Genomic DNA, 25862 nt, shown 5'->3' with positions numbered 1-25862 from the left:
GTAACAATATGAGTCAGACTAAAACTGAACTGTTACAAGGAAATTTATATATTAACGGCGAGTGGGTAAGTGAAGAGGAGCAAACCTATTTTGAAAGTATAAACCCTGCAACACAAGAGCTCGTCGGAACGTGCGCAGCCGCTACGGCTAGTCAAGTCGATGATGCGGTAAGAGCGGCTAGTACAGCCTACAGCCATTGGAAAAATACATCTATTCCTGAACGTGCAGCATTTTTAACAAAAGCAGCTGAGATTTTTGAAGACCGAAAAGAAGAGCTAGCTCAAGTGATGACAAAAGAGATGGGAAAACCGCTATCAGAATCCATAGGCGAAGTTGGTGTCGTCATTGCAACAGCTCAGTATATGGCGGGAGAAGGAAGACGTTTGTTTGGCGAAATAGTGCCCGCTGGCTTTCCTGACAGAGATATAAAAATGATTCGCGAACCGCTTGGAGTTGTGGCATGTATTACACCTTGGAACTTTCCTGTTTCTCTCGCTTCTTATAAAATGTTTGCCGCTTTAATCGCTGGCAATACCGTTGTCTGGAAGCCGGCTTCAGAAGTGGCGCTCTCAGCGAAGATTTTTATGGAAGTATTGCACGCTGCGGGGCTTCCAAAAGGAACAATTAACTTGCTTACAGGATCGGGCAGAATCGTTGGACAAAAGCTTGCTACGCACTCTGAAGTGAAAATCATCTCATTTACAGGTTCTACGGAAGTTGGTCAGAAGTTAGCAGAAATGAGCAGCAAAACCTTAAAGCGTATTTCTTTAGAGCTAGGAGGAAAAAACGCTGTTATTGTATTAAAGGACGCCGATTTGAATAAAGCAGCAGAAGGAATTGTTAAATCAGCATTTACGACAACGGGGCAGCGCTGTACCGCAGCTAGCAGAGTGATTGTGGAGCGTTCAGTAAAAGAAGAGCTTTTGAAAAAAGTAATAGCTGTTACAAAAGAAATGAAAATTGGAAATGGTCTTGATGAAGGAGTTGTAATAGGCCCGCTTGTTAATGAACAGCAGTGCCGTTTAGTAGAAAATTACGTACAAAAAGCGGTGGAAGAAGGCGGAAATATTGCGCTTGGAGGTCGTGCTTTATCAGAATTAGGGACTTGTTATTACATGCCTACAATCATCGATAACGTCCATTCGAATCACACAATTGCTCAAGAAGAGATTTTTGGCCCCGTGCTTGCTTTTATTGAAGTAAATGGCTATGAAGAAGCAATGAGCGTCAATAATGGAACGATGTATGGACTTTCCACTTCTATTTATACAAGCAGCTTGCACTATGCCAGCCGAGCGGCAAAAGACGCTGTTAGCGGATTAGTCTATATCAATAACGGAACATCTAATGCTGAAATGGGGGTAGCATTCGGAGGAATGAAAATGTCTGGCAACGGCCACAGAGAAGTTTCTCATCATGCATTTGATGTGATGACAGAATGGAAGTCTGTCTACACCAACTATTAATCTCGCACCTTAGCGAAAAGGAGGAGCACATGTCTTCATATCGCATTGGCATTGCCTTTTTTTATCATGAATCTCACAGCTTTAGTCCATTAAAAACAGAAATAGAACAGTTTGTACAAGAAGGATATTTTGTTGGAACGGAAATATATAAAGCATACTCAGGAACCAAAACAGAAGTAGGGGGATTTTTGGATGTGTTAAAGCAAGAGAAGCAAGTAGAGATCGTTCCCCTTGTTTGTGCAGCTGCAGTTCCGTCTGGGGTTGTATCTTCGGCGGCTTATTACACAATTGAAAAGCAAATGCTGCATGCGCTTACTCACGCCGGCCCGCTAGATGGCCTATTAATTGCTTTGCACGGCGCAATGGTAGTAGAGCATCTTTTCGATCCTGAAGCTCATTTGTTAGGTCAAATAAGAAGCTGTATAGGAAATAACGTTCCTATTGCTACTACGCTCGATATGCATGCAAATGTCAGTGAAGATATGCTTACGTACACGCCGCTTCACTTTGGTTTTAAAACATATCCTCATGTTGATATGTACGAACAAGGAGTGAACGCTGCGCGAGCGCTTTTAACACAAGTAAAAGAAAGCGCTGTCTATTATGCGTCTTTAAAGAAATTGCCTATGCTTTTGCCCTCAATTAATATGCGAACAGCAGAAGGCCCTATGAAAAAAATGATTGACCTTGCTGAGCAAGAAGCAGACGTATACAATGTTTCCATTTTTGGAGGCTTTCCGTATTCTGATATTCCAATTGCCGGAGCAAGCGTGCTCGTAACAGCTTTGAATCCTGAAACAGCAGAAAAAACAGCAAAGAAACTAGCTTCTCAGTTTTGGAGTATAAAAGAAGAGTTTATCGTGGATTTGCCTACCGTTGAAGAAGGTCTGCAAACAGCGTTAAAACTATCAAGCGAACAGCCAATTGTGCTTGCTGATATAGCGGACAATCCTTTAAGCTGCGGAAGCGGCGACACAACAGAGCTTTTGGAATACATGCTGAAGCTAAATATGCCGGGGACACTGTTTGGAGGTCTTTATGACCCTGAATCTATTAAACAATGCGTGCAAGCAGGAGTTGGGAACTACGTCTCTCTTTCCTTAGGAGGAAAAGTTTCTCCTGAGTTCGGAAAGCCCGTTGAAGTTGAGGCGAAGGTCGTTGCTTTGTCGGAAGGTGAGTTTTACAATTCGGGACCGTTTAATCAGCATTTAAAAGTAAATGTAAAAGGTGCAGCTCACATTCAAGTAGGAGAATTAGACATTTTGCTGATTGGAAGGCCGGTATCAGCCAATGATCCTGAACTTTTTCGCCATATTGGCATTGAGCCAGCGACGAAAAAAATCATTGGTTTAAAAGCTAAAAATCATTTCAGAGCCGCTTTTGAACCGCTTGTAGGATCTATCATCTATGTGGATGCGCCAGGCGTAGCGTCAAATCGCTTAACGACCTTTAAGTATCAGCACATTCCAAAACCAATATGGCCGCTGCAAGATGTCAAGTATGAAAGTGAAAAAAGGAGGAAAGAAAAATGGATGCATTAAAAGAGCAGTATCATATCGAAGTGCCGGAATCGTTAACTCCTGAACAGCAAAAGATGATGATCGAACTTGAAAAAGATGCGTTTCCGGGCATGGGAGCCGTGGATGAACAGACGCTTGTACCTTTAGCGCGCTACGGAAAGCTCATTCAATATTTCCAGGAAAATGACGCAAGGCCAATTGCCATTTGCGAGCTGCTTCGAGATTACAAAGATGTCACAAAAGCTTATATCTTTGGGTTCTACGTCCGCTCTGATAAACAAGGAAGCGGAATTGGACAGCTGTTCTTAGAAGAAATATTTTCGATTCTACAAAAAGATAGTTTTAAAAGCGTTTGTTTGACTGTGAATGTAAAAAATGAAGGTGCTGTGAAGCTGTATAAAAAAATGGGCTTTACGATTAAAGAAACGCGAGCAGGAGAGTTTGGCGAAGGAGAAGATCGCTATTATATGGTGCGGTCAATTTCTTAGTAGAACATCTATTCAAAAAATGAACTTTGGAGGGAATATAAAATGAAAAATACATTATATAAAGCAAGCAGACATTGGAAAGAAATTGAGCTTTGGAAAGATGTAACGGACGAGCAGTGGAACGACTGGGTATGGCAGCTGACAAACACGATTAAAACATTGGAAGATTTGAAGAAAGTGATCAATTTAACACCTCAAGAAGAAGAAGGCGTTAAAATTGCAACCAAAACGATTCCGTTAAACATCACTCCTTATTACGCATGGTTAATGGATGAGAACGATCCGAAATGTCCAATCAGAATGCAGTCCGTTCCTATTTCAGAAGAACTGCATAAGACAAGGTATGATTTAGAAGATCCGCTTCATGAAGATGAAGATTCACCGGTTCCTGGCTTAACGCACCGCTATCCAGACCGCGTGCTGTTTTTAGTTACAAATCAGTGCTCTATGTACTGCCGCTACTGTACAAGAAGACGTTTTTCAGGACAAATTGGCATGGGCGTTCCAAAAAAACAGCTGGATACAGCTATTAATTACATTGCTGCCAACCCTCAAATCCGTGATGTATTAATTTCCGGAGGAGACGGCCTATTAATCAATGATAATATTTTAGAATATATTTTGAAAAATTTGCGCGATATTCCGCACGTAGAAATTATTCGTATCGGTACAAGAGCACCTGTGGTGTTCCCGCAGCGCATTACAGAAAATCTTTGCAACATCTTAAAGAAATATCATCCGGTTTGGCTGAATACGCACTTCAACACATCAATTGAAATTACAGAAGAATCAAAGCGTGCTTGTGAAATGCTTTCCAACGCAGGAGTTCCAGTTGGAAACCAAGCGGTTATTTTAGCCGGAATTAACGACAGCGTGCCAATCATGAAGCAGCTTATGCATGATTTAGTAAAAATTCGCGTGAGACCTTACTACATTTATCAATGTGATTTATCAGAAGGAATCGGCCATTTCCGTGCGCCAATCAGTAAAGGACTAGAAATTATGGAAGGACTTCGCGGCCATACGTCCGGCTATGCAGTTCCTACGTTTATCGTGGATGCTCCTGGAGGAGGCGGTAAAATTCCGCTGCAGCCAAACTACATTATTTCTCAAAGCTCCAATAAAGTTGTGCTTCGAAACTTTGAAGGTGTTATTACGTCTTATCCGGAGCCGCAAAATTACCAAAGTGGCAGCGCAGAAGAATTTTATAAAAAAGTATATCCTGAAGTGTTTGAAAAATTTGAAAGCAACGGTGTTCTTTCGATTATTGATGATACAAAGTTCAACTTAACGCCGGAAGGTCTAAACCGTCTTGACCGCCGGAAAACGTATGACCAAAATCCAGAGCATAGCTCTTTAAAAGACAAGCGTGAAAAGCGCGATCAATTAAAAGAGAAAAAATTTGAAACGCAAATGAAAAAATACGAAACGGCGGGAGCGAAGGAGGAATAATGTTGAAATGCCAATGGTGCGAATCATATGAAGCGAAAGAGACGGATGCAACGGTTTATTGGGAGCTTCCTGACGGCACAAAAGCTATAGAAATTAAAGAGACGCCTTCCATTACATGTTCAGAATGCGGGATTACGTATCAAACAGATGCAACGGTTGGGCACATTGAAGATCAACTGTTTTTAATCAACACCTCTGCCTTAGAAAAAAGTGTAACGTACGAACAGCTTATGAGCCTGCCTCGTCTATTAAAACGAAACTACTTTGATTTTTCAAAGTAAGCAATGAAGAGTCCATCTCCTGCTTTTTGTGGGAGATGGATATTCTTATACGCTTTACATTAAACATGTGCGCATAGTTCATTTATAAAGGTGGGATAAGTATGGAAGCGGTCGATATAAATCGTAATGAAGAAGAAAAGAAGCAGGACGATAAGCATATAAAACGCCATTTAAAAGCGCGTCATATGACCATGATTGCCATTGGAGGGTCAATCGGAACGGGCTTATTTCTAGCTACCGGATCATCCATCCAAACTGCTGGACCTGGAGGAGCGCTGATTGCTTACGGGGCTATTGGAATTATGGTTTACTTTCTCATGACTAGTCTTGGAGAAATGGCCACGTTTATGCCGGTATCAGGTTCTTTTTCAACGTACGCCAGTCATTATGTAGACCCAGCTCTCGGCTTTGCGCTCGGCTGGAACTACTGGTTTAACTGGGCTGTTACGCTCGCTGTAGAAATAGCTGCTTCTGCTATTATCATGAAGTTTTGGTTCCCTGATGTGCCAAGTATTATCTGGAGCGCTTTGTTTTTAGGCTTAATTTTTTTACTTAATTTCCTATCTGTAAAAAGCTATGGAGAATCTGAATATTGGTTTGCTCTCGTAAAAGTAGTAACCATCATTGTGTTTATCGGAGTGGGCCTTCTGACCATATTTGGCATTTTCGGCGGTGAATATATCGGTTTTAAAAACTTTACATTAGAAGAAGCGCCGGTCAACGGCGGATTTCTGTCCGTACTAAGCATTTTCTTTATCGCGGGATTTTCTTTTCAAGGTACAGAGCTAGTCGGCATTGCGGCGGGGGAAAGTGAAAACCCTCAAAAAAATATCCCAAAAGCCATTCGCCAAGTCTTTTGGCGCATTCTTCTATTTTATATTGCAGCCATTGCTGTAATTGGGCTTATCATTCCTTACACAAGTCCATCTCTTCTAGGAGGAGATGTGGATAACATTGCTGTTAGTCCATTTACGCTTGTTTTTGAAAAAGCAGGAATTGCTGCAGCTGCTTCAGTGATGAATGCTGTTATTCTTACGTCGGTTTTATCAGCCGGAACTTCTGGCTTATATGCTTCTACGCGAATGTTATGGTCCATGGCCAATGAAGGGCAAGCGCCTAAAGCGCTTCGAAAAATTAATCGTCGAGGAATTCCAGTAAACGCGCTTGTTTTAACCACTATCATTGGCGGTCTTGCCTTTTTAACATCAATTTTTGGCGATCAAATGTATATGTGGCTTTTAAACGCTTCAGGCATGAGCGGATTTATTGCGTGGATTGGTATTGCCGTCAGCCACTATCGTTTCCGAAAAGCATATGTTGCTTCAGGACGGGATATAAATGAACTGGCTTATAAAGCAAAATGGTTTCCTTTAGGCCCGGTTCTTGCATTTGGAATGTGTCTCGTCGTTATTTTAGGACAAAACTATCAAGCGGTACTTTCTGACAAAATTGATTGGTACGGCTTAACGGTCTCATACATCGGACTGCCTCTCTTTTTAGCGACGTGGTGGGGATATAAAATAGCAAAGAAAACCAAGGTTGTACCTTTGCATGAGTGTATCCAAAGAGAAGATAAGAAATAAAAAAGCTATACGGCTAACGATAAGCAAAAAAAGGTGAACCTCGGACAACAAGGTTCACCTTTTTATTTATAAAGATCTATCATAGTAAGCTTTATTTTATAGATATTATAGCATAAAAAGTTATTTTTTTCCAGTATGGTTTTTATTTTGTTTATTGATAAAATTCAAGAATACCACTGCATGCTAAGCGATTGTGGAGGTTGAAAATCTTTTTACTTTAATAAGAAAAGGGGAGTGCAATGAGAATTTCTGCAGGTGTTGAAATGCTACAGTTGACTGCCAGAGCTTTTGACCAAGATATAATATTAAATCCTACGTTAGTTTGGAATAACGATGAAGCTGTTCTAATTGATACAGGAATGCCTGGGCAAACCGATCAACTGAAAGAGGCCTTGGGTGAATTGAATATATCTATTGAACAGCTAAAAGCAATTCTTCTAACACACCAAGATCTAGATCATATAGGATGTGCGACTGATATACGAAAAAAATCAAATGAAAATATCATCGTACATGCTCATGAATTTGATAAGCCGTATATTGAAGGGAAACTTCCGCTTATTAAAACGAATGCGAGTCGAATGAGTAACGAAGAACTAGCAGCTATACCTGACGAAATAAAATATTTATATAAAAATCCTCCAAAAGTTGAGGTAGATACAGTATTCAAAGAAGATCAACTGCTTCCATACTGCGGAGGTATTGAAGTTATTTTCACTCCCGGACATACGCCTGGGCATGTTAGTTTTTATTTAAGAAAATCAAAAACACTGGTTGCTGGAGATGCTTTAGTATTTGCAAATGAACAACTAATGGGACCTGTTAAACAAACGACCTTAAATATGGACCAAGCAGTTCACTCACTGGAAAAATTCTTACACTACGACATTGAGCATGTTATTTGTTACCATGGAGGGTATTTTCAAGACTGTCCGAAAGAAGCAATTTTAAGGATAAAAGAACACTTTGCACAGGGAGAAAGTTAAGGGAAGGAGATGTGTAAAATGTTTACACCAACTATCAGTGTCCGAAAAATAAATGATAATCTCATTATAAAATGGCAGCTTTCACACTTTACGATTCCGTTAGAAGACATTCTTGAAGTAACGGAAGATGACACGTACGGAGGCAAAGAAGTAAGCGCCATTCGAATTGGCCCTCCTTACGGAACGACTGACCGCATCTTTATAAAAACGACCAATAAAAACTATCTGTTATTTACCTCAAACGCACCGGCTATATTAAACGAAATAAATTCATAACGACCATTACTAAATACGAGATATATAGGAGAGAAAAAATTGAAGATTAGCCGTACTTTCGATGCTGATACAATTGCCAAGCTTAATCAGTCTGTTCATCAACTGCATGTAGAATTATACCCCGAGCGCTTTCAAACATATGATTTTCAGAAGATACATGAATTTTTTAAGAACGTGATGAAAGACGATAGATTTATCTTTCTTTTAGGAGAAAACGAAGGTCAGCATGTGGGATTCGCTTGGCTGGAAATAAAGCAGTATTCAGAGACAGTGTTTAAAAAGACTTACAAGTCAATTTATGTTCATCAAATAAACATCGCAGAACCCTACAAAAACAAAGGGTTTGGTTCGAGTTTGATGAAAGAAATTTATAGCATTGCTCGTGAAAAAGAGATCACTACAATTGAGTTAGATTACTGGAGTGACAATACGATTGCCGAGAGCTTTTACGAAAAAGAAGGATTTGTTACGTATAGAAAAATGGCTTATAAAGAACTTTAAAGAGAGCATTTACTTGCTCTCTTTTTTATATCTAAGAAGCCATTTTCTTCATTTTAATTACTCAATAAAATAAAGTACGCGATTTGAGAACTTAACTCTTGAAAAATTTTTGTTTTACATTTATACTTACATTCTTGTTCGCGTAATGCGACAACTCACTTTATATTCAACTAGGAGGTATACAGATAGTATGGAAAATTTCATTTATCATAATCCCACAAAATTAATCTTCGGAAAAGATCAGCTTCAAGCATTATCAGAAGAGCTCCCGAAATACGGAAAAAATATTTTGCTTGTTTACGGCGGAGGAAGCATTAAGAAAAACGGTTTATACGATCAAGTTCTTACGCTGTTAAAAGAGTTAAACGTAAATATACATGAGTTAGCGGGCGTAGAGCCAAATCCTCGACTATCTACGGTACGAAAAGGAATTGAAATTTGCCGAAATGAAAACATTGACTTCATGTTAGCAGTCGGCGGTGGAAGCGTGATTGACTGCACAAAAGCAATCGCTGCCGGAGCTGAGTATGAAGGAGACGTTTGGGATATTATTAACAAAAAAGTAACGGCTACAAAAGCACTGCCGTTTGGAACAGTATTAACATTGGCAGCAACAGGTTCTGAAATGAATCCTGATTCTGTTATTACGAATTGGGAAACAAATGAAAAATACGTTTGGGGAAGTGCCGTTACGCATCCTGTATTTTCGATATTAGATCCTGTAAACACGATGTCTGTTCCTAGAGATCAAACTATCTACGGCATGGTAGACATGATGAGCCATGTATTCGAACAATATTTCCATAACGTGAAAAACACGCCTTTACAAGATCGTATGTGCTATTCTGTATTACAAACAGTAATTGAAACAGCACCGAAATTACTAGAAGATCTGCAAAGCTACGAACACCGCGAAACGATTTTATATTCCGGAACAATCGCATTAAACGGAACACTTCAAATGGGCTACTTTGGCGATTGGGCTTCACATACAATTGAACACGCAGTATCAGCGGTATATGACATTCCTCATGCAGGCGGTTTAGCAATCCTATTTCCAAATTGGATGCGACACGTTGTAGATCAAGATGTAACGCGTATGAAGCGTGTAATGACAAGCATGTTCGATATTGAAACTGCAGGTAAAAGCGACAAAGAAATCGCATTAGAAGGAATCGATAAACTAAGCGCTTTTTGGTCAAGCCTTGGTGCACCTTCTCGCTTAGCAGATTACGATATCGGAGAAGAGAGACTAGACGAAATTGCTGGAATTGCTGCTCGTGAAATGGAGTACGGAGGTTTCGGTAACTTTAAAAAACTAAATAAAGATGATATTTTAGCTATTTTAAAAGCGTCACTGTAAAGTGAAAAACAAAAAAGAAGGAGACATCTGTCTTCTTCTTTTTTGTTTTATCTTATAAATGACTGGAAATTAAGTAGAGCAGGAAGAATGGTTTTTTTCTCGAATTTCAGTTAACAACTAAAGGAAAAGCCTTATAATTAAGTACAGAAAGAAAGTTTTAGAGAATTTAAGGGAGTGGGGAGATGAAAAAGTTTGCGCTAGCTTCATATGCGCTTTATTTGCTGGGCGGATTAGTCATTACAGCCGTAGGGTCCGTCTTACCGCAATTGTTAACGCATTATCATGTGTCCTATACAGTTGGCGGGCAGCTTGTATTATTAGGTTCTTTAGGATTTTTGATAGGAGTTCCGCTATCTTCTTTTCTATTAGGACGCTTCAGAGAAATGAATTTACTTACAGTTTCTGCACTAATGATAGCGTTATCACAAATAGGCATGCTTTTATTGCCGCCATTTGAGTGGATTATTGCATTCAATTTTTTAAACGGTATTGGTGTAGCCGCATTGGAAGTAGTTGTAGCTACTTTAATGATGGAAGTATTTATCGGTAGAAGAGCTATTGTTATGAGCTATTTAGAAGTATCATTTGGTCTAGGTGCGCTGTTGATGCCGTTAGTAGCTAGCTTATTGATTTCAGAGAACAGCTGGAGGTTTTCATTTTTTATAACGAGTGTACTAGCTTTACTAATGGTTGTGGTTTGTAAAATGATTCCTTTTAAAAAAGAGACTGTTCTAACTTCAGAAAGCGATGCTTCAGACGCCAACTCAGAACCTGCGCCTGTGCTTGCTAAAAATCAAATATGGAAAATACTTGCTCTTTTTAGTGTAATGATTTTTATGTACGCTGGAGTAGAAAGCAGTATGAATAATTTTCTTTCGTCTATTTTTATCGCGTATCTAGATGTAATTCCGTCACAGGCTACTTTGAGCATAAGCGTTTTTTGGGTGGCTATGCTAATAGGACGAGTGGCTACTGGATGGATTATTCGAATTGTTACATACGAACGTTATCTTTTTGGCAGCATTGGAGGAACAATTGTGAGTTTAGTGCTGTTTATTGTGTTAAAAGAAGCAGTAGCAGGCTATATTTTATTAGGGTTTTTAGGGCTTGCAATGTCAGGTATCTATTCGATAACGATGGTATATGCTAACCATACGTTTACTGGATCTGCTCGTATTGTAACAAGTTTAATTACTGGTTTTTCAGGGCTTGGAGGAGCTGTTTTCCCTGCACTTATTGGCTTTACTATGGATGTAAGCGGAATTACCTCAGCACTTTGGTACATAACAGCTTTTGCATGTTTATATCTTCTGGCGCTTTGCATCATTTTTTTCGCTCAGCGTGATGCCAAACAAAAAGCTAATAATCATTTGCAGCCTATGAAATAAATGCTACGTCAAAAAAAGAAGTGAATTATAAGTTCACTTCTTTTTCTTTTCTCTTTCGTTATAGTAAACAAAAAGGGTTCAAATAAATTCAAACAAGAAAGTAAAAAATGGATATATCTATGAAAAAGGAGCGCAATATGAAAGAAGTGAATATAAAGGATCCCGCATTAAACCCCGACGTTGCATTAAAAAGAATACTAAATGAGATGGCTGAAAAAGATGTAACTTTATAAATGGTTAATATCTATTTTAATAAAAAATAAAAAAAGAAAGGTTGAATCTATGTCGACCTTTCTTTTTTTTAGAAAAATTCTCATTAAATTTTTTCTAACAATATCTTTATAATCAAATAGCAAAATTCCTGCTTTTAGTTTCGCTTTAGTATTAACCCTATAAACCATTCTTTTCTTTACTTTTTACTAATATATTAAATATTCTATATATTCCTAATGTTATATAAAATTAAATTGACAAATATATGAAGCGGTCATTAGAATTTAGTCATCGAACAGTGAAGAGCTGTTTAAAAGTAGGGGGGAAGTAAATGCCGTTACAAAATAAGCATCTAGCAGTTGTGTTACAAAATACATATTTACCGTTTATTTTTGAAGAAGCAGAAGCTCTCGGAATTAACGTGACGTTTTTTTATAACCAAGAAGAAGTAGAACCTAAGCATCTTAAAAACGTACAAAATTTCATACCTATCGATTTATTTCACACCCCAGACAAAGCTCTTGAGATTATTAAAGCAGAGCATCATAAAAATCCTTTTGACGGCATTATGACATTATATGAGCCTGCATTAGAGTTTGTATCTCAGCTGACAGAAGAGTTAAACTTACCGGGCTTATCACCGTTTGTGATTAGTAACTGTCGCAACAAACAGAAGATGAGAGAGGTTTTAAAAGATAATGATCTTAACACTCCGTATTTTAAAGAGGTTGAAAATACGGAGGAATTAAAGAATCTTTCACTGCCTTATCCTGTCGTAGTAAAACCTTCTAACGGATTTTCCAGTCAAGGTGTATCACGAGCGAATAATAAAAAAGAACTAATTGACAGCGTAGAAAAAGTGAGACGTGTAAATGAAGAAGACCTAAGTAAATTCACAAAAAATAAAACGGGCATGGTAATTGAACAATTTATAGACGGACCAGAGTTTGCTATTGAGACGTTTTCTGTAGAAGGAGAAGTTTATGTACTTTCTATAGGTTATAAAGGAAATTCCAAAGGACCTTTCTTTGAAGAAGGTGTTTATATAGCTCCAGCTCAGCTAGAAGAAAACGTTTGGCAATCTATTGCACAAGAAGCAGCTAGAGCAGCAAATGCTTTAGGAATTGAGAATGGCCCGGCTCATATTGAATTACGCCTGGACCCAGCAGGAAAACCTTATGTAATTGAAATAGGAGCGCGCATTGGAGGATCTGGGATTTCTCATTATATCGTAAAGGAAAGTACAGGTATTAACTATATGGAGCTAGTTTTTTACTATGTATTAGGAGAAAAACCTTCTGTATTAAAAAATGAAAAAAAACGAAAGAAAGTGGTGGGCAACTACATTATCCCTGTGCAAGGTCATGGGATTTTCAAAGAAATTCGAGGCTTAGAAGACGTGCGTAGAGATACTGAAGTAAAAAGGGTTATTCAATTTATAACTAAAGGGACAGACATTTTACCATATCCGCACTTTTCAGGGTACCCTGGATTTATTTTAACCACTCATGACTCTTATTCCGACTGTGAGCAGTATTACAGCTATTTAGATAACAAAGTAAAAATCGTTTATAAAAATAAAGTAAACGCATAGGGGGTATCAAAGGCTATGATAGTTGCAGAGTCGTCTAGTAAGAAAAATAAGCAGCTTCAAAAAATTAGCATTATCCATACCTTAGGGCCTGAAGGAACAAATTGTGAAAAAGCAGGCTATCTGTGGTTTGAACGCCAAAGCATACAAGGTCAGGTCTTTTTGCACCAAACGTTGGAAGAAGCTTTAGTTCATGTGAAAGAAACAGAGAGTTCTGCTCTTCTAGGCTGCGCTGTATATCCTTACTTACATGATATTGTGTTCAAAAATTTAACTAGTTTAGAGCTAGTAGATAGCTTTATTATGCCAACGTATAACATGGTGCTTGCCTCAAAAGAAGAGGTGATAACAAACAACAACCTGTTAATTGCTTCACATCCTGCCCCTGTTGATTTAGCTCATTCCATCAGTCCTAATGTTCAGTTAGTAAATAGTAATGCTCAAGCGGCGATTGATTGCTTAGAAGGAAAGGTAGACGCATGTATTACAACAAGTAAAGCCGCTAACGAGCAGGGGTTAACAGTTGTAAAAGATTTTGGAGAAGTGCCGATGTGTTTTACGCTCCACGGAAGAAAATAGGCACAACTTAAAAAAAGAAATAAGGTGAAACAGTGATTTCTAAATTAACCCGGATTCATGTCCATCTTTTGTTTTGTCTATTAGCTGTCATCGGGGGGACGACATGGGCTTTTCAAAAGACTGGATTAAAAGATAGCTTGCCTCTATGGTCAGCAGGTATGAGGTTTTTAATTGCTAGTTTAATAATTGCCCTCTACCTCTTACTCACAAAAAAAATAGCCGTTTCAAAAGAAGTAGTAATCATTTCAGCATTAAACGGAATTTTGTATTTTGCTCTACCGTTTGGTTCTGTTTATTGGGCATCCGTCTATTTGCCAAGCGGGCTTGTTTCCGTTTTAGCTGCCAGCATTTCAGTGTTTGCTCTTTTATTTAATCGCTTATTTAAAGGAACACCAGCTACAAAAGGACAAAAGCTAGGTGTAGTCATGTGCTTAATTGGTATGAGCGTTGTATTTGGAAATCAGCTGTTTATACAGGGGAATGTGATTCAAATAGTAGCCATGATCGTCATTTTAATGGCTATGCTAGGTTCTGCTTTTATAACCGTTCAAGTTCAATCTCGCATAAAATCCTTGCCTATTATGACCTTTAATTCTTTTTCGATGCTAAGTGGAGGCGCTTGTTTACTGATTGTTAGTTTATTTGTGGAAAATGGAAATCGCACTTTCTCCGGGATTAGCCTTATCTCATTATTATACTTGGCCATTATAGGGTCGGTCGTAGGGTTTTCTATTAATATTTATTTATTAAAAAAATGGCATATATCAAAAGCAACAGCGCATTTATTTATTTCACCGGTTATCGCCTTATATGTAGGATTTGTCTTTTTAGGTGAAACATTAAACAAACAGGTCTATATAGGTACAGCGTTTGTAATAGCAGGGGTTATATTTATTAACTTGAAAAAGCAAATAGAGAAAAACACAAATAACTCTACTCTTACATCATCTAAAAATTTTTCTGCTAAGTAGCTGTTCTAAAAAAGGAGTGTTTTAATCATGTTAACAAAAAATCATACTCAAAGTTTAGTGGAGTTATTAAACGATAAAATAGTACCTGCTCTATATGAGATAAGAAAATATCAGGGCCCAAATGGAGAGGTCAAAAGAAATTACGAAAAAGCTAGAGAGCTCTTATTAAAAGTAGTTGCTGAAACTGAAACAATATATAACTCTTTAAATTTACCTGAAGTGTGGAATGCATTAAAAAATGACGTATGTGATTGGATTGAAAGAGGACTCGATCAAGCTCCTTATTTTGATCAAACTTTAATTGCTTATAGCCCGCCTGCAAACGGGGAGGCGACGTTCTTTTTAGGACCGATTGTAACGCCTAATGGCCCTACAAAAAGAGGCTTTTATTTAGAAGCCTTTATCGCTGTTCGCGATGAACCTGAAATCATGAAATCCATCGAAGCAGACCTTCCTCATCCTAAAAATGGATGTGAATCTTTAAAGCTGTTGGCTGGTACTCAAGGATTTATGGAAGGGAAGTGTATTGTGTTTTTCCCTGAGAATGTAAAAACAAAAGAAAAGGTAACAAGTCAAAACTTCGCGATATTTTTCTTTAATAAATTTCACAGCATATACAATGAGGATACATTAAAAAGAGCGTCTTCTATCTTTCCTGATTTCAACTTTAAATCTCATACTATGAATAGAGAAGACACTTATCAGGCAAGGGTAATCTGGGGATATTTGCATGATTATTACCATCACTGCGGAAATAAACCTTTTGACCAACATATACAGGCGAAAATGAATTTTTTTGCAGGCATACTGGAAGAAGTTAAAGTAGACTGCCAGACGGTGCTGACTCTTCATAAAAGAAAATATCCTTTTTGGGAAGAGATAACGGAATTTGTTCTCTTTGAACGACTTTTAAGATACCCTAGTCAGCATAATGCACCTCGAAACTTTGATTCTGGAACAGGTTTTTTTCTTTTTAGCTGGCTAGTTGCAAACGGGCGTTCAATATCCCGAAAAGGAGACCATGCTTATTTAGATTTACACATATGCTTAAAAGAACTGGATCTTTTAGTAAAAGAAATTGAAGAACTTGAAACGATTCAAAGTGACCTTGACTATAAAGAAGAAGCTGAACAGTATGTTCGAAAATACTTATTACCTAGTGAGAACGGTGATAAATTTTTTATCCCGGACAATTACTTTATTAATCAGCAAAATAAAAAGATTGAAGTTCCATACTTACTATTCAATGACCATAATCTTTAAGGAGAAGGTGCACTAGTGACTGCTTTGCATTTAAGTAAAATAGGAAACAAAATGACTAATAAAGTAGGCGTTCGCGCTATTATGCATGACATCCAAGAAGTGCTCAATTCCAATCTCAATCAATATATGAATTTAAGTGCTGGCAACCCCGCCATCCTCCCTCAAGTTTATGAAATGTGGGAAGAAGCTTTAAGAGATATTGTGAACGACAAACAATTAAAAAATTTGATTAGCCAATATGGTTCTAGTTACGGTACGCATGAATTAATTGATTGCATAAGAGAATACTTCTTTACGAATTATCGTATTAAACTGGACAGAGAACAAGTCTTGATCACGTCGGGAAGTCAAAATCTCTTTTTTTTAGCTTTAAATTCGTTTTGCGGTACAAGTAAAGAAGGAAGAGTAAAAAAAGCATTAATACCTATGCTGCCAGATTACGCTGGGTATAGTGGAGTCGCGCTCGAGGAAGGTGTAATAGAAGGAATTCCTCCTATCCTTTCAAAGCTTGATCGTCATACGTTTCGCTATGAATTTAACAAACAAGCATTTAAAGATAAAATAGCTCAGGACCCAGACATCGGAGCTGTTGTATTATCAAGACCTAATAACCCAAGCGGCAACATCCTTTCCGAAGAAGCCGTACAGCTTATATCCCAAGTTTGCAAGGACTATCACATTCCATTGCTAATTGATTCAGCTTACGCACCGCCTTTTCCTGCTATTAATTTTATTGAAATGGATCCAATTATACAGGATAATATCATTCACTGCATGAGTCTTTCTAAAGCCGGATTGCCTGGAGAGAGAATAGGAATTGCTATAGGAAAAAGTGAGTTCATAAAAGTAATGGAAGCATTTCAATCAAATATTTTGATTCACTCTTCTAGGTTAGGTCAGCGAATGGTGGCTAGCACCTTAAAGAGCGGGCAGTTAGCCGGAATTTCAGCTGACTATATAAGAACTCATTATAAACAAAAACATGACTATTTAAAAAATCTTTTAACTACACGTATGCCGGATAATATTCCTTGGTATTTGCACAAAGCGGAAGGTTCGTTATTTGGCTGGCTTTGGTTAGAAGGTTTGCCTTTCAGTGATAGCGATCTATACAATAGATTAAAAGCAGAAAACTTGATTGTAGTACCAGGCGGCTCATTCTTTCACGGCAGCCAATCTTCTTCTCACAACCGGGAGTGCATTCGTATAAGTCTTACTGCTACAGATGAGGAGTTAAAGAAAGGAATTGATATTCTTTCTTCAGTAGTTAAGGAAATATACAGTTCAAACTTTATATTTTAAACAGAAAAAATAGAATTTCTTTAAGATTTAGAAGTGCAACTCATACGTAATCATAAAGGATTCTTTATAAGCTAAAGATTGTTTAAAGAAGACAATAACATCCAATTTCTTTTGGAATTGGATAATTTTTTGCAATGAAAGACTCCTATATTTCTGCTAGCATATGAACCACGTCAAGAAATAGCAAGGAGGCTTTTTATTTTTATGATAAAGAAACTAGTAATCGCTATAGCGATGCTTATCCCAAGTTTTGGTGCAGGTTACTCAGCATTTGCTGCAGCGCCCGCTCATGAACAGCACGTTCAAGTAAATAAAAATGATAAAGAATTATTAGCTCGTCTCGTATCAGCCGAAGCCAAAGGAGAGCCTTATGCAGGCAAAGTAGCCGTGGCGACAGTTGTATTAAATAGAGTCGACAGCAGCAAATTCCCGGACACTGTAAAAGGCGTTATTTATCAAAAAGGTCAGTATAGTCCGGTCAGCAACGGTCAAATTAATAAACCTGCAGACAAAGATTCAAAAAAAGCTGTAGAAGAAGCAATTAACTTCCAAGGTCAAGGAAAAGGTTCATTATTCTTCTTTAATCCTGATAAAACGGGAGATCAATGGCTGCGCCAAAAACAAGAAACAATTAAAATAGGAAATCATGTATTTGCAAAATAATAAAAAAGCTAATGGCTAGCTGCGCGCTGCTATTAGCTTTTTTAGTTATGTACATAAAATAAACAGTAGAACAACCTTTAAAATTAGAATTTTATGGTAAAATATAAAAAGTTATTTGTAATTAAAAATATGAGGTGATAACGTGAAAGAGAATATGATGTTTGCTTGGATAGCTTCATGGTTAGCTCTTGCTGGTCAGCTCGTTTTTTTTATGGGAGTAGCGCTTTTTACAGGGGATTGGCGCTACATGATGTGGAGTTTTATGATAAGTATAATTGTAGGTATACCTAGTATCATTGGCACCTATAAACGAAATCAGCAGCTAAAAGCTTACAAGAAATAAGGAATATCGTATTGAAACGAGTTATGAAAGACTTAGAGAAATCCTCCAAGTCTTTTTTTGTTTGGGTATAAAAAGATATGAACCGTACTCCGTTCTTCTAAAAAAAGTGCTTTTTACATAGTTTATCAATACAGAAAATTTGATAAACATGCGGAGGAGTAAACATGCAGAAACAGCCTAATTTTTTGTTGATTATCGTGGACGAGGAGCGGTTTCCACCCTTATATGAAAGTAAAGAACTAAAAAAGTGGCGAAAAAAACATTTAAAAGCACATGAATTTTTAAAACAGCATGGAATGGAATTTACCCGTCACTACGTCGGCTCTACAGCTTGTTCACCAAGTCGAGCTACATTGTTTACAGGGCAGTATCCTTCCTTGCACGGAGTTACGCAAACGCAAGGTATCGCAAAGAAGTCACAAGATCCTGATATGTTTTGGCTGCAGCCTAATACCGTCCCGATGATGGGAGATTATTTTAAGCAGGCTGGGTATCAAACCTTTTATAAAGGAAAATGGCACATTTCCGATGAGAACATCTTAATTCCAGGAACACATAATGTTTTTTCCAGCTACCAGATGCAAACAGGAATACCGGATCCGGAAAAAGAATGCCTCTATCAACGCGCTAATAAGCTTGAAAAGTTTGGTTTTTCAGGGTGGATTGGTCCAGAACCGGAAGGGAGAAACCCGCACAATTCTGGTTCATCTGCTGCCGTTGGAGTGAGCGGACGAGACGAAATATATGCAGAGGAAATCATAGAGCTTATTCAACGATTAGAACATCAAGCGACTGAGCAGCCTTGGCTCATGGTAGCTTCGTTTGTGAACCCGCATGACATTGCGCTGTTTGGAGCGATTACCAAACACCTTCCTATGTTTCAGTTTTCTATTGATGAGACGATTCCGAACATCGATCCGCCGCCTACCATTAGAGAATCTTTACAAACAAAGCCTAGTGCTCAAAGCAGCTATAAATACATCTATCCAAAAGCGCTGCAGCCAACGCCAAATTCTAGCTTCTACCGGCGCTTGTATTATCAGCTGCAAAAAAATGTTGATACACAAATTTTAAAAATTCTTCGGACCATGGAACAATCTTCGTTCTATGAAAATACAATTATTATTTTTACGTCTGATCACGGTGATTTGCTCGGAGCTCACGGGGGACTACATCAAAAATGGTACAACATGTATGAAGAATCTATTCACGTTCCGCTTCTCATTCACAACAAATGTTTGTTTACCAATTATCAACGTACAGACCTGATGACTAGTCACGTTGACTTGATCCCGACAATGCTTAGTTTAGCTAATATCGATGCTTCCGCTGTTCAAAAGCAATTACAAAAAAGTCATACGGAAGTACATCCATTTGTTGGGCGAGACCTGTCAGGTATACTTCGAGAAGAATCGTCTCTTGAGCAAGAGCAAACACCGATTTTCTTCATGACGGATGATGACCCGACAAAAGGACTTCACCAAACAAATTTTTTAGGAGAAAGCTACCCGTCAGTTGTTCAGCCTAATCACATTCAAGCGGTCATTGTCGAGTTTTCGTCAGCGGCAGGAAAGGAAATTTGGAAATACGCTCGCTATCATGATAATCCGCAATTTTGGTCAGCAGCTGACGAAAAAGATGAATTCATTCACGGAGAGCAATATGAAGATTACCCTGTAAGTTTTACTACCCTTAAAACAACCCGTGTTCCTGATCAAATTGAAATGTACAATTTGACCAAGGATCCGTTAGAAACAGTAAATCTGGCTCACCCGTATTTTTCGACAAATGAAACAAGGAAAATTCAGCGGCAGCTTGATGTTATTCTTAAAGAACAAGTTAGGAAAAAACGGATTTTTCCGCAAAGTGGAAGCATGCATGATGAGCTTTTGTCTAAAGATAGATAAAAAATAGTTTCTATGGATTCAAGTTAAATATTTGTGTGAGCAGAAAAAGGTGTATTTAATATTTTAGTATATAAATTAAAAACTTGATGATACTTGTGTTAGGTTACTTGTTCTGGTTTGGGGTAGTATTGGTTTCACTTCATTAATTCTGCTTAGATAAAACAAATAAGGACTTATAGCATCTTTCTTTTTCGCCTTTATTGCTGTGAAAATAGAGGTAAAAATAAGAATGGAATGTAGTCGTTAATAGTATAATAAAAAACTTTTTCAGTCCGTGTATTCTTAAGTAACTTTTCAAAAATTCAAGCATAAAGTAATTCTATACCATTTGAAAAATAAAAATTACTTCTTGACTTTTGTTAAATTTATACACTATAATCGCTTTTAACAACTAATAAACAGTATTTGGCAATGAAAAGGACACGAATTAGATGCTGTTTTCTTCGCAGAGAATAGGGCCACTGGCTGAGAGCCCTTAAGAAATCATCTAATTTACCACCTTAGAGCTATTGCAGGGAACGTGCATAACTGAAACTGCAATCGGTAAAACCGTTATCTTTTTAAGCGTAAAATACGTATGGGTATTTTACGGAATTAGGGTGGTACCACGGCCGCATTCGTCCCTTCACTAGGGATGAGTGCGGTTTTTTTGTAGAAAAAAGAATATACAAGCAATGAAAAGGACATGAATCATTTTTGAATTTTCTTTACAGAGAGTAGGGTCACTGGCTGAGAACCCTTAGAAAACGAAATGAATTTACCACCTTGGAGCTGCGGCGGGGAATGTGTATACACTGAAACCGCACCCGGTAAAACCGTTATCTTTTTAAGCGTAAAATACGTATAAGTATTTTACGGAATTAGGGTGGTACCACGGCCGCATTCGTCCCTTTACTAGGGATGAATGCGGTTTTTTTTGTTGAATAAAAACATATTGGAGGAATGAACATGTCAAAACAAATGGAAGCAGAAAAGCGAAATCATCAAAAGTTAGGTCAAGAACTGGAGCTGTTTATGTCAATGGAAGAAGCTCCTGGTATGCCGTTTTTCTTACCTAACGGAATGATTGTTCGAAATGAGTTAGAAAATTACTGGAAACAAAAGCATTATAAAGCAGGCTATCAAGAAATAAAAACACCCATCATGATGAAACAGGAGCTCTGGGAACAATCAGGGCACTGGGAGCACTATCATGAGAATATGTATTTTTCAAATGTTGACAAACAAAACTATGCGATTAAACCGATGAATTGTCCGGGAGCCATTTTATTGTTTAACAGCAAGCGAAGAAGCTACCGAGAACTTCCGATTCGATACGCAGAGCTTGGATTAGTTCATCGTCACGAGCTTTCTGGGTCTTTAAACGGCTTGCTAAGAGTCCGTTCATTCACACAGGACGACGCTCACTTATTCGTAAAGCTCAGTCAGATCCAAGCTGAAATTAGCCGCATTCTAGCGTTTATCCATGACTTTTACTCACATTTTGGCTTCGATTACAAAGTGGAGCTATCCACACGACCTGAAAAATTCATGGGAGATATTGAAACATGGAACCAAGCAGAAAAGGCGCTTCAATCTGTGTTAAGTGAAAAAGGCTTAGACTATCAGGTAAATGAAGGAGACGGAGCTTTTTATGGGCCGAAAATCGATTTTCATATTTTAGATTCCTTAGGTCGCAGCTGGCAGTGCGGAACAGTTCAGCTTGATTTCTTAATGCCGGAGAAGTTTGACTGTATGTATATTGGAGAAGACAATAAACCGCATCGTCCCGTAATGATTCACCGCGCTATATACGGTTCCGTTGAACGATTTATGGCCATCTTGATTGAACATTACGAAGGTCAATTTCCTCTTTGGCTGGCTCCTGTTCAATTTAAGCTTTTGCCTATTGCACCGCCGCACGTGGAATATGCATATAAAGTGAAACACGAGCTGGAGTTAAAAGGGTATCGTGTTGAAGTAGATGATCGCATTGAAAAAATAGGGCTGAAAATTCGAGAAGCAGAAATGCTAAAAGTTCCTTATATGGCTGTGATAGGAGATAAAGAAGTGGAAAATGAATCGCTTGCTATGCGAAAGCACGGGAAGAAAAATATAGGAACAGTAAGTGTGGAAGAGGCAGCTGTACACTTGAATAAAGAAAAGAATTCAAACAGAGTGTATTGAAGCTATTTACCTTACTAAATAGAAAAATCCGATTTTTTAAGTCGGATAGTGATTCCCTTCATTTTGTCTCACACCAAAATGAAGGGAATATTGAACTAGAAGGGTATAAGATAATATATATCAGCAGTATAACTTTTGCCTTAGACAAACGCCGGTATTTTATAAAAAAATTTATCTTATTCCATTCGAATCGTTTGTACGGGATGAAGCTGAAGCCTCACCTGATGGTTTGTTCATGTTTTGGTGCTCTCGCTTCTTTTTAGAAGGAGAGTAAAAAAGAAATTTAAACATAAAGTATACTCCTAATGCTAGTAAAATACAGCCAATAAGTAAGTTAATCATCTTTCTCCGCCCTTCATACACTTCAGTTTTCATCATTATAACACCCGGTAAGATAAAACATTCATCGTTCTGTAAATAATCTCTATGTCAGGAATTTATATCTGAAGATAGTTAGTAAAAAAATATCTAAAAATATATAAAATAATTTTTTAGAATATTATTTTTATTCAAACTTATTATACGTACGCACAATGATAATCTCTTTATTTAGTTTATAAATCCAAAACAGAGCAATACTAAGAAATCGCTTACAAAAACTCTTGAAATATATATAATGATATTAGTATACTAATAGACAAGTTAGTAATTATTTCTATATAATTACTTCTGTATCTGAAGTGAAAACGCGCAGCCCAATGGGAAAAGAAGTTATTTTCAAGTTTTAATGGATGAGTGGCAACAGAGAGGAGAGAGTGCAATGGGAAAACTATTTAAAAAGAAGTCAATCGAGCAATTATTAGAACAAAGTCAAAACAAATCTCTAGTCAAAACATTAGGAGCATTCGATTTGACTCTTCTTGGTATTGGAGCCGTAATCGGAACGGGGGTTTTGGTATTAACAGGCTTAGTAGCTGCTAACGATGCTGGACCAGCCGTTATTTTTTCTTTTATATTGGCTTCTATTGTATGCGGTTTTGCAGCGCTGTGCTATGCAGAATTTGCTTCAACTATACCTGTATCTGGTAGCGTTTACACCTATACATATGCAACCATCGGCGAAGTGGTAGCACACTTAATGGGCTGGACGTTGCTTTCGGTCTACTTGTTAACAATGTCAGCAGTAGCAAACGGCTGGTCTTCTTATTTTAACAACTTTTTAGAAGGATTTGGTTTTTCACTGCCAAAAGAATTGATTACAATCCCTGCAAATGGAGGTCTAGTAAACCTTCCTGCTATTTGTATTACGCTTCTTATTACATGGCTGCTTTCAAGAGGAACAAAAGAAAGTAAAAAAGTGAACAACTTTATGGTGCTTGTTAAATTGTTTATTATCCTTCTTTTTATTATTGTAGGAGCTTTTTATGTAAAACCGTCTAATTGGACACCTTTTATGCCTTATGGAATTGAAGGTGTTGTGACAGGGGGTGCGGCCGTATTTTTTGCTTTCTTAGGTTTTGATGCCTTATCTACATCAGCAGAAGAAGTAAAGAATCCGCAGCGTAATTTGCCCATTGGAATTATTAGTTCACTCGTGATCTGCACGATTATTTATGTAGCAGTATGCCTTGTTATGACAGGGGTTGTTTCTTATAAGGAACTGAACGTTCCAGAAGCAATGGCCTATGTTCTTCATTCAGTAGGACAAAATGCAGTGGCAGGAATTATTGCTGCAGGAGCTGTCATTGGAATCATGGCTGTTATTTTCGCCTACATTTATGCAGCAACACGCATTTTATTCTCAATGAGCCGTGACGGCTTGCTGCCAAAAGCATTTGCTAAAACAAATGAGAAAACAGGAGTTCCGACTCTTTCCACTTGGCTAGTAGGGATTATCGGAGCGTTAATTTCAGGGTTTATTGATCTAAAAGAACTTGCGAATTTAGCAAATATCGGTGCTCTTTTAACTTTCGGCATGGTGGGCGTCAGCATTATCATCTTACGTAAAACGCATCCAACTTTAAAACGCGGATTTACAATGCCGTTTGTCCCGATTTTACCAATTTTATCTGTATTATCTTGTTTATTTTTAATGATTAATCTTCCTAAAACAACATGGCTGTATTTTAGCATATGGATTGTGCTTGGTATATTTGTGTATATAGGTTATTCTCGTAAACACAGTCGATTAACAAGTAAAGAAATGAAAAAAGCGAGCTAGCAAAAAAAGAGCCTTTCATCCAAGAAAGGCTCTTTTTTTGCTTTTTGTTCAGTTGTTAGACAGTCAGGACGATTGTTCACTATGTTTTTTGCGTGTTTCCACAATAAAAAGACAAGTGCTAATAACAAAAGCCGTTCCTACAAAAATGGCGCCAACCCAAGGAAGTGAAGTAAGTCCCATATGGTTAATAATTACGCCTCCGAAAAAGGCGCCAAAAGCATTTCCTAAGTTAGCAAATGAGTGATTCGAAGTAGAAGCTAAAGCAGGTGCTTCCTGTGCTAAGTTCATAATTTTCACTTGAATACCAGGCATTACAGCAAAGGCTGCTGCTCCCCAGAAAAACAGCGTGATAATAGCTGCTGTTGGGCTTTTAACGGTAAACGTAAAAATAGTCAGCACAATACAAAGAAAAGCAAATATACCTACAACCGAAGGCATTAACTTCCAGTCTGCTAGCTTCCCTCCAACAACATTTCCGAGCGTAACGCCGCATCCATATAATACAAGTATCCACGTAACACTATGTTCACTTACTCCTGTAACGTCTTCAAGAAGCGGTGTAATGTACGTAAATACAGTAAATAAACTGCCGCATCCTATCGCGCTTAAAAGAAGCATCACAAGAAGTTTTGGTTGAGTAAAAGCAGCAAACTGCTGTTTTAGACCCGTTAATTTGTCTTGACCAAGCTTTGGGATAAACAGAATAATACCGATAAATGCAATAATCCCCATGATCGTAATAGCCCCAAACGAAGCTCTCCAGCCTAAGTGTTGGCCAATGAATGTTCCCACAGGAACGCCAATGATATTTGCAATGGTTAAACCTGCCATCATCGTTGCGACAGCACTTGCACGTTTATGAGGTTGTACGAGCCGTGAAGCAATAACAGCGCCTACTCCAAAGAAAGTACCGTGACATAATGCCGTAACTAAACGAGCTCCCATTAAAATTCCATAGCTGGGTGCAATAATAGCAATTGCATTTCCGAGAATAAATAAAAGCATAAGTAAACAAAGCAGAAGCTTTTGAGGAAGTCGATGAGTAAAAATGGTTAAAATTGGCGCGCCGATTGCTACTCCTAAAGCATAGCTTGTAATTAGCTGTCCAGCAGTCGAAATGCTAACATGAAGGTCTTCCGCAACGTTAGGCAGTATCCCCATAATAACAAATTCCGTCATTCCAATAGCAAAAGCTCCAAGAGTCAATGAGATGAGAGCAATTGGAAAGGAATCTTTCTTACTGACCTGCTCATTAGCATGCATTGTATTCATGTGTGATCACCCTTTCTGTGTATAAAATTTATATCTCCTTGAAAAGAAGTCAATTACTAATAATACTTAAGTGAGGGGGCTTTGACAACCAAAAAAGCTGATGTAAGCGGTATCTTTCGAGATTTCT

The 25862-nt window shown here is 38.0% G+C and carries 23 protein-coding genes and 2 other annotated features; of the genes, 21 read left to right on the top strand and 2 right to left on the bottom strand.

Features of this window, described 5'->3' with window-relative positions; genetic code table 11:
• Nucleotides 1-8 precede the first annotated feature (8 nt).
• From ACFX40_RS14340 to thrS, 20 genes are all read left to right on the top strand, one after another.
• Complete coding sequence (locus ACFX40_RS14340; protein ID WP_377255333.1) at nucleotides 9-1466, top strand: aldehyde dehydrogenase family protein; 1458 nt, start codon at nucleotides 9-11, stop codon at nucleotides 1464-1466.
• Between the two features lie 29 nt (nucleotides 1467-1495).
• Complete coding sequence (locus ACFX40_RS14335) at nucleotides 1496-3007, top strand: M81 family metallopeptidase (RefSeq protein WP_098331707.1); 1512 nt, start codon at nucleotides 1496-1498, stop codon at nucleotides 3005-3007.
• The gene (locus ACFX40_RS14330) at nucleotides 2995-3474 is read left to right on the top strand and encodes a GNAT family N-acetyltransferase (RefSeq protein ID WP_098578778.1); all 480 of its coding nucleotides are present in this window, start codon (nucleotides 2995-2997) and stop codon (nucleotides 3472-3474) included. Before ACFX40_RS14335 ends, ACFX40_RS14330 begins: the two co-directional genes overlap by 13 nt.
• Before the next feature lie 42 nt (nucleotides 3475-3516).
• Nucleotides 3517-4926: a lysine 2,3-aminomutase gene (gene kamA / locus ACFX40_RS14325; RefSeq protein ID WP_028408513.1), complete on the top strand. Its 1410-nt coding sequence runs from the start codon at nucleotides 3517-3519 to the stop codon at nucleotides 4924-4926.
• Nucleotides 4927-4928: 2 nt separating this feature from the next.
• The gene (locus ACFX40_RS14320; protein ID WP_016764133.1) at nucleotides 4929-5207 is read left to right on the top strand and encodes a YokU family protein; all 279 of its coding nucleotides are present in this window, start codon (nucleotides 4929-4931) and stop codon (nucleotides 5205-5207) included.
• 101 nt (nucleotides 5208-5308) lie between these two features.
• The gene (locus tag ACFX40_RS14315; RefSeq protein ID WP_098525049.1) at nucleotides 5309-6790 is read left to right on the top strand and encodes an amino acid permease; all 1482 of its coding nucleotides are present in this window, start codon (nucleotides 5309-5311) and stop codon (nucleotides 6788-6790) included.
• Nucleotides 6791-7029: 239 nt separating this feature from the next.
• Nucleotides 7030-7776, top strand: coding sequence for an MBL fold metallo-hydrolase (locus ACFX40_RS14310; RefSeq protein ID WP_028408511.1), 747 nt, complete (start codon nucleotides 7030-7032; stop codon nucleotides 7774-7776).
• An 18-nt stretch (nucleotides 7777-7794) separates the two neighbouring features.
• Nucleotides 7795-8052 carry a SunI/YnzG family protein gene (locus tag ACFX40_RS14305; protein ID WP_028408510.1) on the top strand — a complete coding sequence of 86 codons (258 nt, stop codon included), beginning with the start codon at nucleotides 7795-7797 and terminating at the stop codon, nucleotides 8050-8052.
• A gap of 39 nt (nucleotides 8053-8091) precedes the next feature.
• A complete protein-coding gene (locus ACFX40_RS14300) occupies nucleotides 8092-8553 on the top strand; it encodes a GNAT family N-acetyltransferase (RefSeq protein ID WP_028408509.1) in 462 nt (153 codons plus the stop codon).
• Nucleotides 8554-8743: 190 nt separating this feature from the next.
• Nucleotides 8744-9916, top strand: coding sequence for an iron-containing alcohol dehydrogenase (locus ACFX40_RS14295; RefSeq protein ID WP_098249711.1), 1173 nt, complete (start codon nucleotides 8744-8746; stop codon nucleotides 9914-9916).
• A 182-nt stretch (nucleotides 9917-10098) separates the two neighbouring features.
• A complete protein-coding gene (locus ACFX40_RS14290) occupies nucleotides 10099-11304 on the top strand; it encodes an MFS transporter (protein WP_377255328.1) in 1206 nt (401 codons plus the stop codon).
• Between the two features lie 544 nt (nucleotides 11305-11848).
• Nucleotides 11849-13111: an ATP-grasp domain-containing protein gene (locus tag ACFX40_RS14285; RefSeq protein ID WP_028408504.1), complete on the top strand. Its 1263-nt coding sequence runs from the start codon at nucleotides 11849-11851 to the stop codon at nucleotides 13109-13111.
• Nucleotides 13112-13126: 15 nt separating this feature from the next.
• Nucleotides 13127-13687, top strand: a complete 561-nt coding sequence (locus tag ACFX40_RS14280) for a hypothetical protein (RefSeq protein ID WP_028408503.1) — start codon at nucleotides 13127-13129, stop codon at nucleotides 13685-13687.
• A gap of 32 nt (nucleotides 13688-13719) precedes the next feature.
• Nucleotides 13720-14658, top strand: coding sequence for a DMT family transporter (locus ACFX40_RS14275; protein ID WP_098249709.1), 939 nt, complete (start codon nucleotides 13720-13722; stop codon nucleotides 14656-14658).
• A gap of 27 nt (nucleotides 14659-14685) precedes the next feature.
• Entirely contained in the window at nucleotides 14686-15921 is a 1236-nt protein-coding gene (locus ACFX40_RS14270) for a DUF6421 family protein (protein ID WP_377255325.1), read from the top strand.
• 15 nt (nucleotides 15922-15936) lie between these two features.
• Nucleotides 15937-17223: a valine--pyruvate transaminase gene (locus ACFX40_RS14265; RefSeq protein WP_098249707.1), complete on the top strand. Its 1287-nt coding sequence runs from the start codon at nucleotides 15937-15939 to the stop codon at nucleotides 17221-17223.
• Between the two features lie 204 nt (nucleotides 17224-17427).
• Nucleotides 17428-17886 (top strand): cell wall hydrolase, encoded by a 459-nt coding sequence (locus ACFX40_RS14260; protein ID WP_025751889.1) that lies wholly within the window; start codon nucleotides 17428-17430, stop codon nucleotides 17884-17886.
• Nucleotides 17887-18028: 142 nt separating this feature from the next.
• Nucleotides 18029-18229, top strand: a complete 201-nt coding sequence (locus tag ACFX40_RS14255) for a hypothetical protein (RefSeq protein WP_050688889.1) — start codon at nucleotides 18029-18031, stop codon at nucleotides 18227-18229.
• 164 nt (nucleotides 18230-18393) lie between these two features.
• The gene (locus tag ACFX40_RS14250; protein ID WP_377255322.1) at nucleotides 18394-20136 is read left to right on the top strand and encodes a sulfatase family protein; all 1743 of its coding nucleotides are present in this window, start codon (nucleotides 18394-18396) and stop codon (nucleotides 20134-20136) included.
• A 402-nt stretch (nucleotides 20137-20538) separates the two neighbouring features.
• Nucleotides 20539-20764, top strand: a binding site (T-box leader).
• Between the two features lie 37 nt (nucleotides 20765-20801).
• Nucleotides 20802-21030 (top strand) — a binding site (T-box leader).
• A 54-nt stretch (nucleotides 21031-21084) separates the two neighbouring features.
• A complete protein-coding gene (gene thrS, locus ACFX40_RS14245; RefSeq protein WP_060745612.1) occupies nucleotides 21085-22302 on the top strand; it encodes a threonine--tRNA ligase in 1218 nt (405 codons plus the stop codon).
• A 171-nt stretch (nucleotides 22303-22473) separates the two neighbouring features.
• Here the strand turns inward: thrS and ACFX40_RS14240 are convergent, their stop codons facing one another.
• On the bottom strand, nucleotides 22474-22680 hold the full coding sequence (locus tag ACFX40_RS14240; RefSeq protein ID WP_098331714.1) for a hypothetical protein: 207 nt from the start codon (nucleotides 22678-22680) through the stop codon (nucleotides 22474-22476).
• 382 nt (nucleotides 22681-23062) lie between these two features.
• Here ACFX40_RS14240 and ACFX40_RS14235 point away from each other — a divergent pair, with 382 nt between their 5' ends.
• Complete coding sequence (locus ACFX40_RS14235; protein ID WP_028408496.1) at nucleotides 23063-24463, top strand: amino acid permease; 1401 nt, start codon at nucleotides 23063-23065, stop codon at nucleotides 24461-24463.
• A gap of 63 nt (nucleotides 24464-24526) precedes the next feature.
• Here ACFX40_RS14235 and ACFX40_RS14230 read toward each other — a convergent pair whose 3' ends face one another.
• Nucleotides 24527-25735: an MFS transporter gene (locus tag ACFX40_RS14230; RefSeq protein ID WP_013057095.1), complete on the bottom strand. Its 1209-nt coding sequence runs from the start codon at nucleotides 25733-25735 to the stop codon at nucleotides 24527-24529.
• Nucleotides 25736-25862: the final 127 nt, after the last annotated feature.

Origin of the sequence: Priestia sp. YIM B13552 (assembly GCF_042787775.1) — a bacterium.
GTDB classification, from domain to species: domain Bacteria; phylum Bacillota; class Bacilli; order Bacillales; family Bacillaceae_H; genus Priestia; species Priestia megaterium_E.
Note: the sequence above shows the minus strand (reverse complement) of the source record. Positions and strands in the feature narration are given on the sequence as shown.

Bases quoted from the DNA above. Each gene is read 5' to 3' on its own strand.
- ACFX40_RS14330 (WP_098578778.1), top strand. From the start codon at position 2,995: ATGGATGCATTAAAAGAGCAGTATCATATCGAAGTGCCGGAATCGTTA.
- ACFX40_RS14295 (WP_098249711.1), top strand. From the start codon at position 8,744: ATGGAAAATTTCATTTATCATAATCCCACAAAATTAATCTTCGGAAAA.
- kamA (WP_028408513.1), top strand. From the start codon at position 3,517: ATGAAAAATACATTATATAAAGCAAGCAGACATTGGAAAGAAATTGAG.
- thrS (WP_060745612.1), top strand. From the start codon at position 21,085: ATGTCAAAACAAATGGAAGCAGAAAAGCGAAATCATCAAAAGTTAGGT.
- ACFX40_RS14335 (WP_098331707.1), top strand. From the start codon at position 1,496: ATGTCTTCATATCGCATTGGCATTGCCTTTTTTTATCATGAATCTCAC.
- ACFX40_RS14305 (WP_028408510.1), top strand. From the start codon at position 7,795: ATGTTTACACCAACTATCAGTGTCCGAAAAATAAATGATAATCTCATT.
- ACFX40_RS14280 (WP_028408503.1), top strand. From the start codon at position 13,127: ATGATAGTTGCAGAGTCGTCTAGTAAGAAAAATAAGCAGCTTCAAAAA.
- ACFX40_RS14250 (WP_377255322.1), top strand. From the start codon at position 18,394: ATGCAGAAACAGCCTAATTTTTTGTTGATTATCGTGGACGAGGAGCGG.
- ACFX40_RS14290 (WP_377255328.1), top strand. From the start codon at position 10,099: ATGAAAAAGTTTGCGCTAGCTTCATATGCGCTTTATTTGCTGGGCGGA.
- ACFX40_RS14285 (WP_028408504.1), top strand. From the start codon at position 11,849: ATGCCGTTACAAAATAAGCATCTAGCAGTTGTGTTACAAAATACATAT.
- ACFX40_RS14240 (WP_098331714.1), bottom strand. From the start codon at position 22,680: ATGATGAAAACTGAAGTGTATGAAGGGCGGAGAAAGATGATTAACTTA.
- ACFX40_RS14270 (WP_377255325.1), top strand. From the start codon at position 14,686: ATGTTAACAAAAAATCATACTCAAAGTTTAGTGGAGTTATTAAACGAT.
- ACFX40_RS14340 (WP_377255333.1), top strand. From the start codon at position 9: ATGAGTCAGACTAAAACTGAACTGTTACAAGGAAATTTATATATTAAC.
- ACFX40_RS14230 (WP_013057095.1), bottom strand. From the start codon at position 25,735: ATGAATACAATGCATGCTAATGAGCAGGTCAGTAAGAAAGATTCCTTT.
- ACFX40_RS14315 (WP_098525049.1), top strand. From the start codon at position 5,309: ATGGAAGCGGTCGATATAAATCGTAATGAAGAAGAAAAGAAGCAGGAC.
- ACFX40_RS14260 (WP_025751889.1), top strand. From the start codon at position 17,428: ATGATAAAGAAACTAGTAATCGCTATAGCGATGCTTATCCCAAGTTTT.
- ACFX40_RS14310 (WP_028408511.1), top strand. From the start codon at position 7,030: ATGAGAATTTCTGCAGGTGTTGAAATGCTACAGTTGACTGCCAGAGCT.
- ACFX40_RS14235 (WP_028408496.1), top strand. From the start codon at position 23,063: ATGGGAAAACTATTTAAAAAGAAGTCAATCGAGCAATTATTAGAACAA.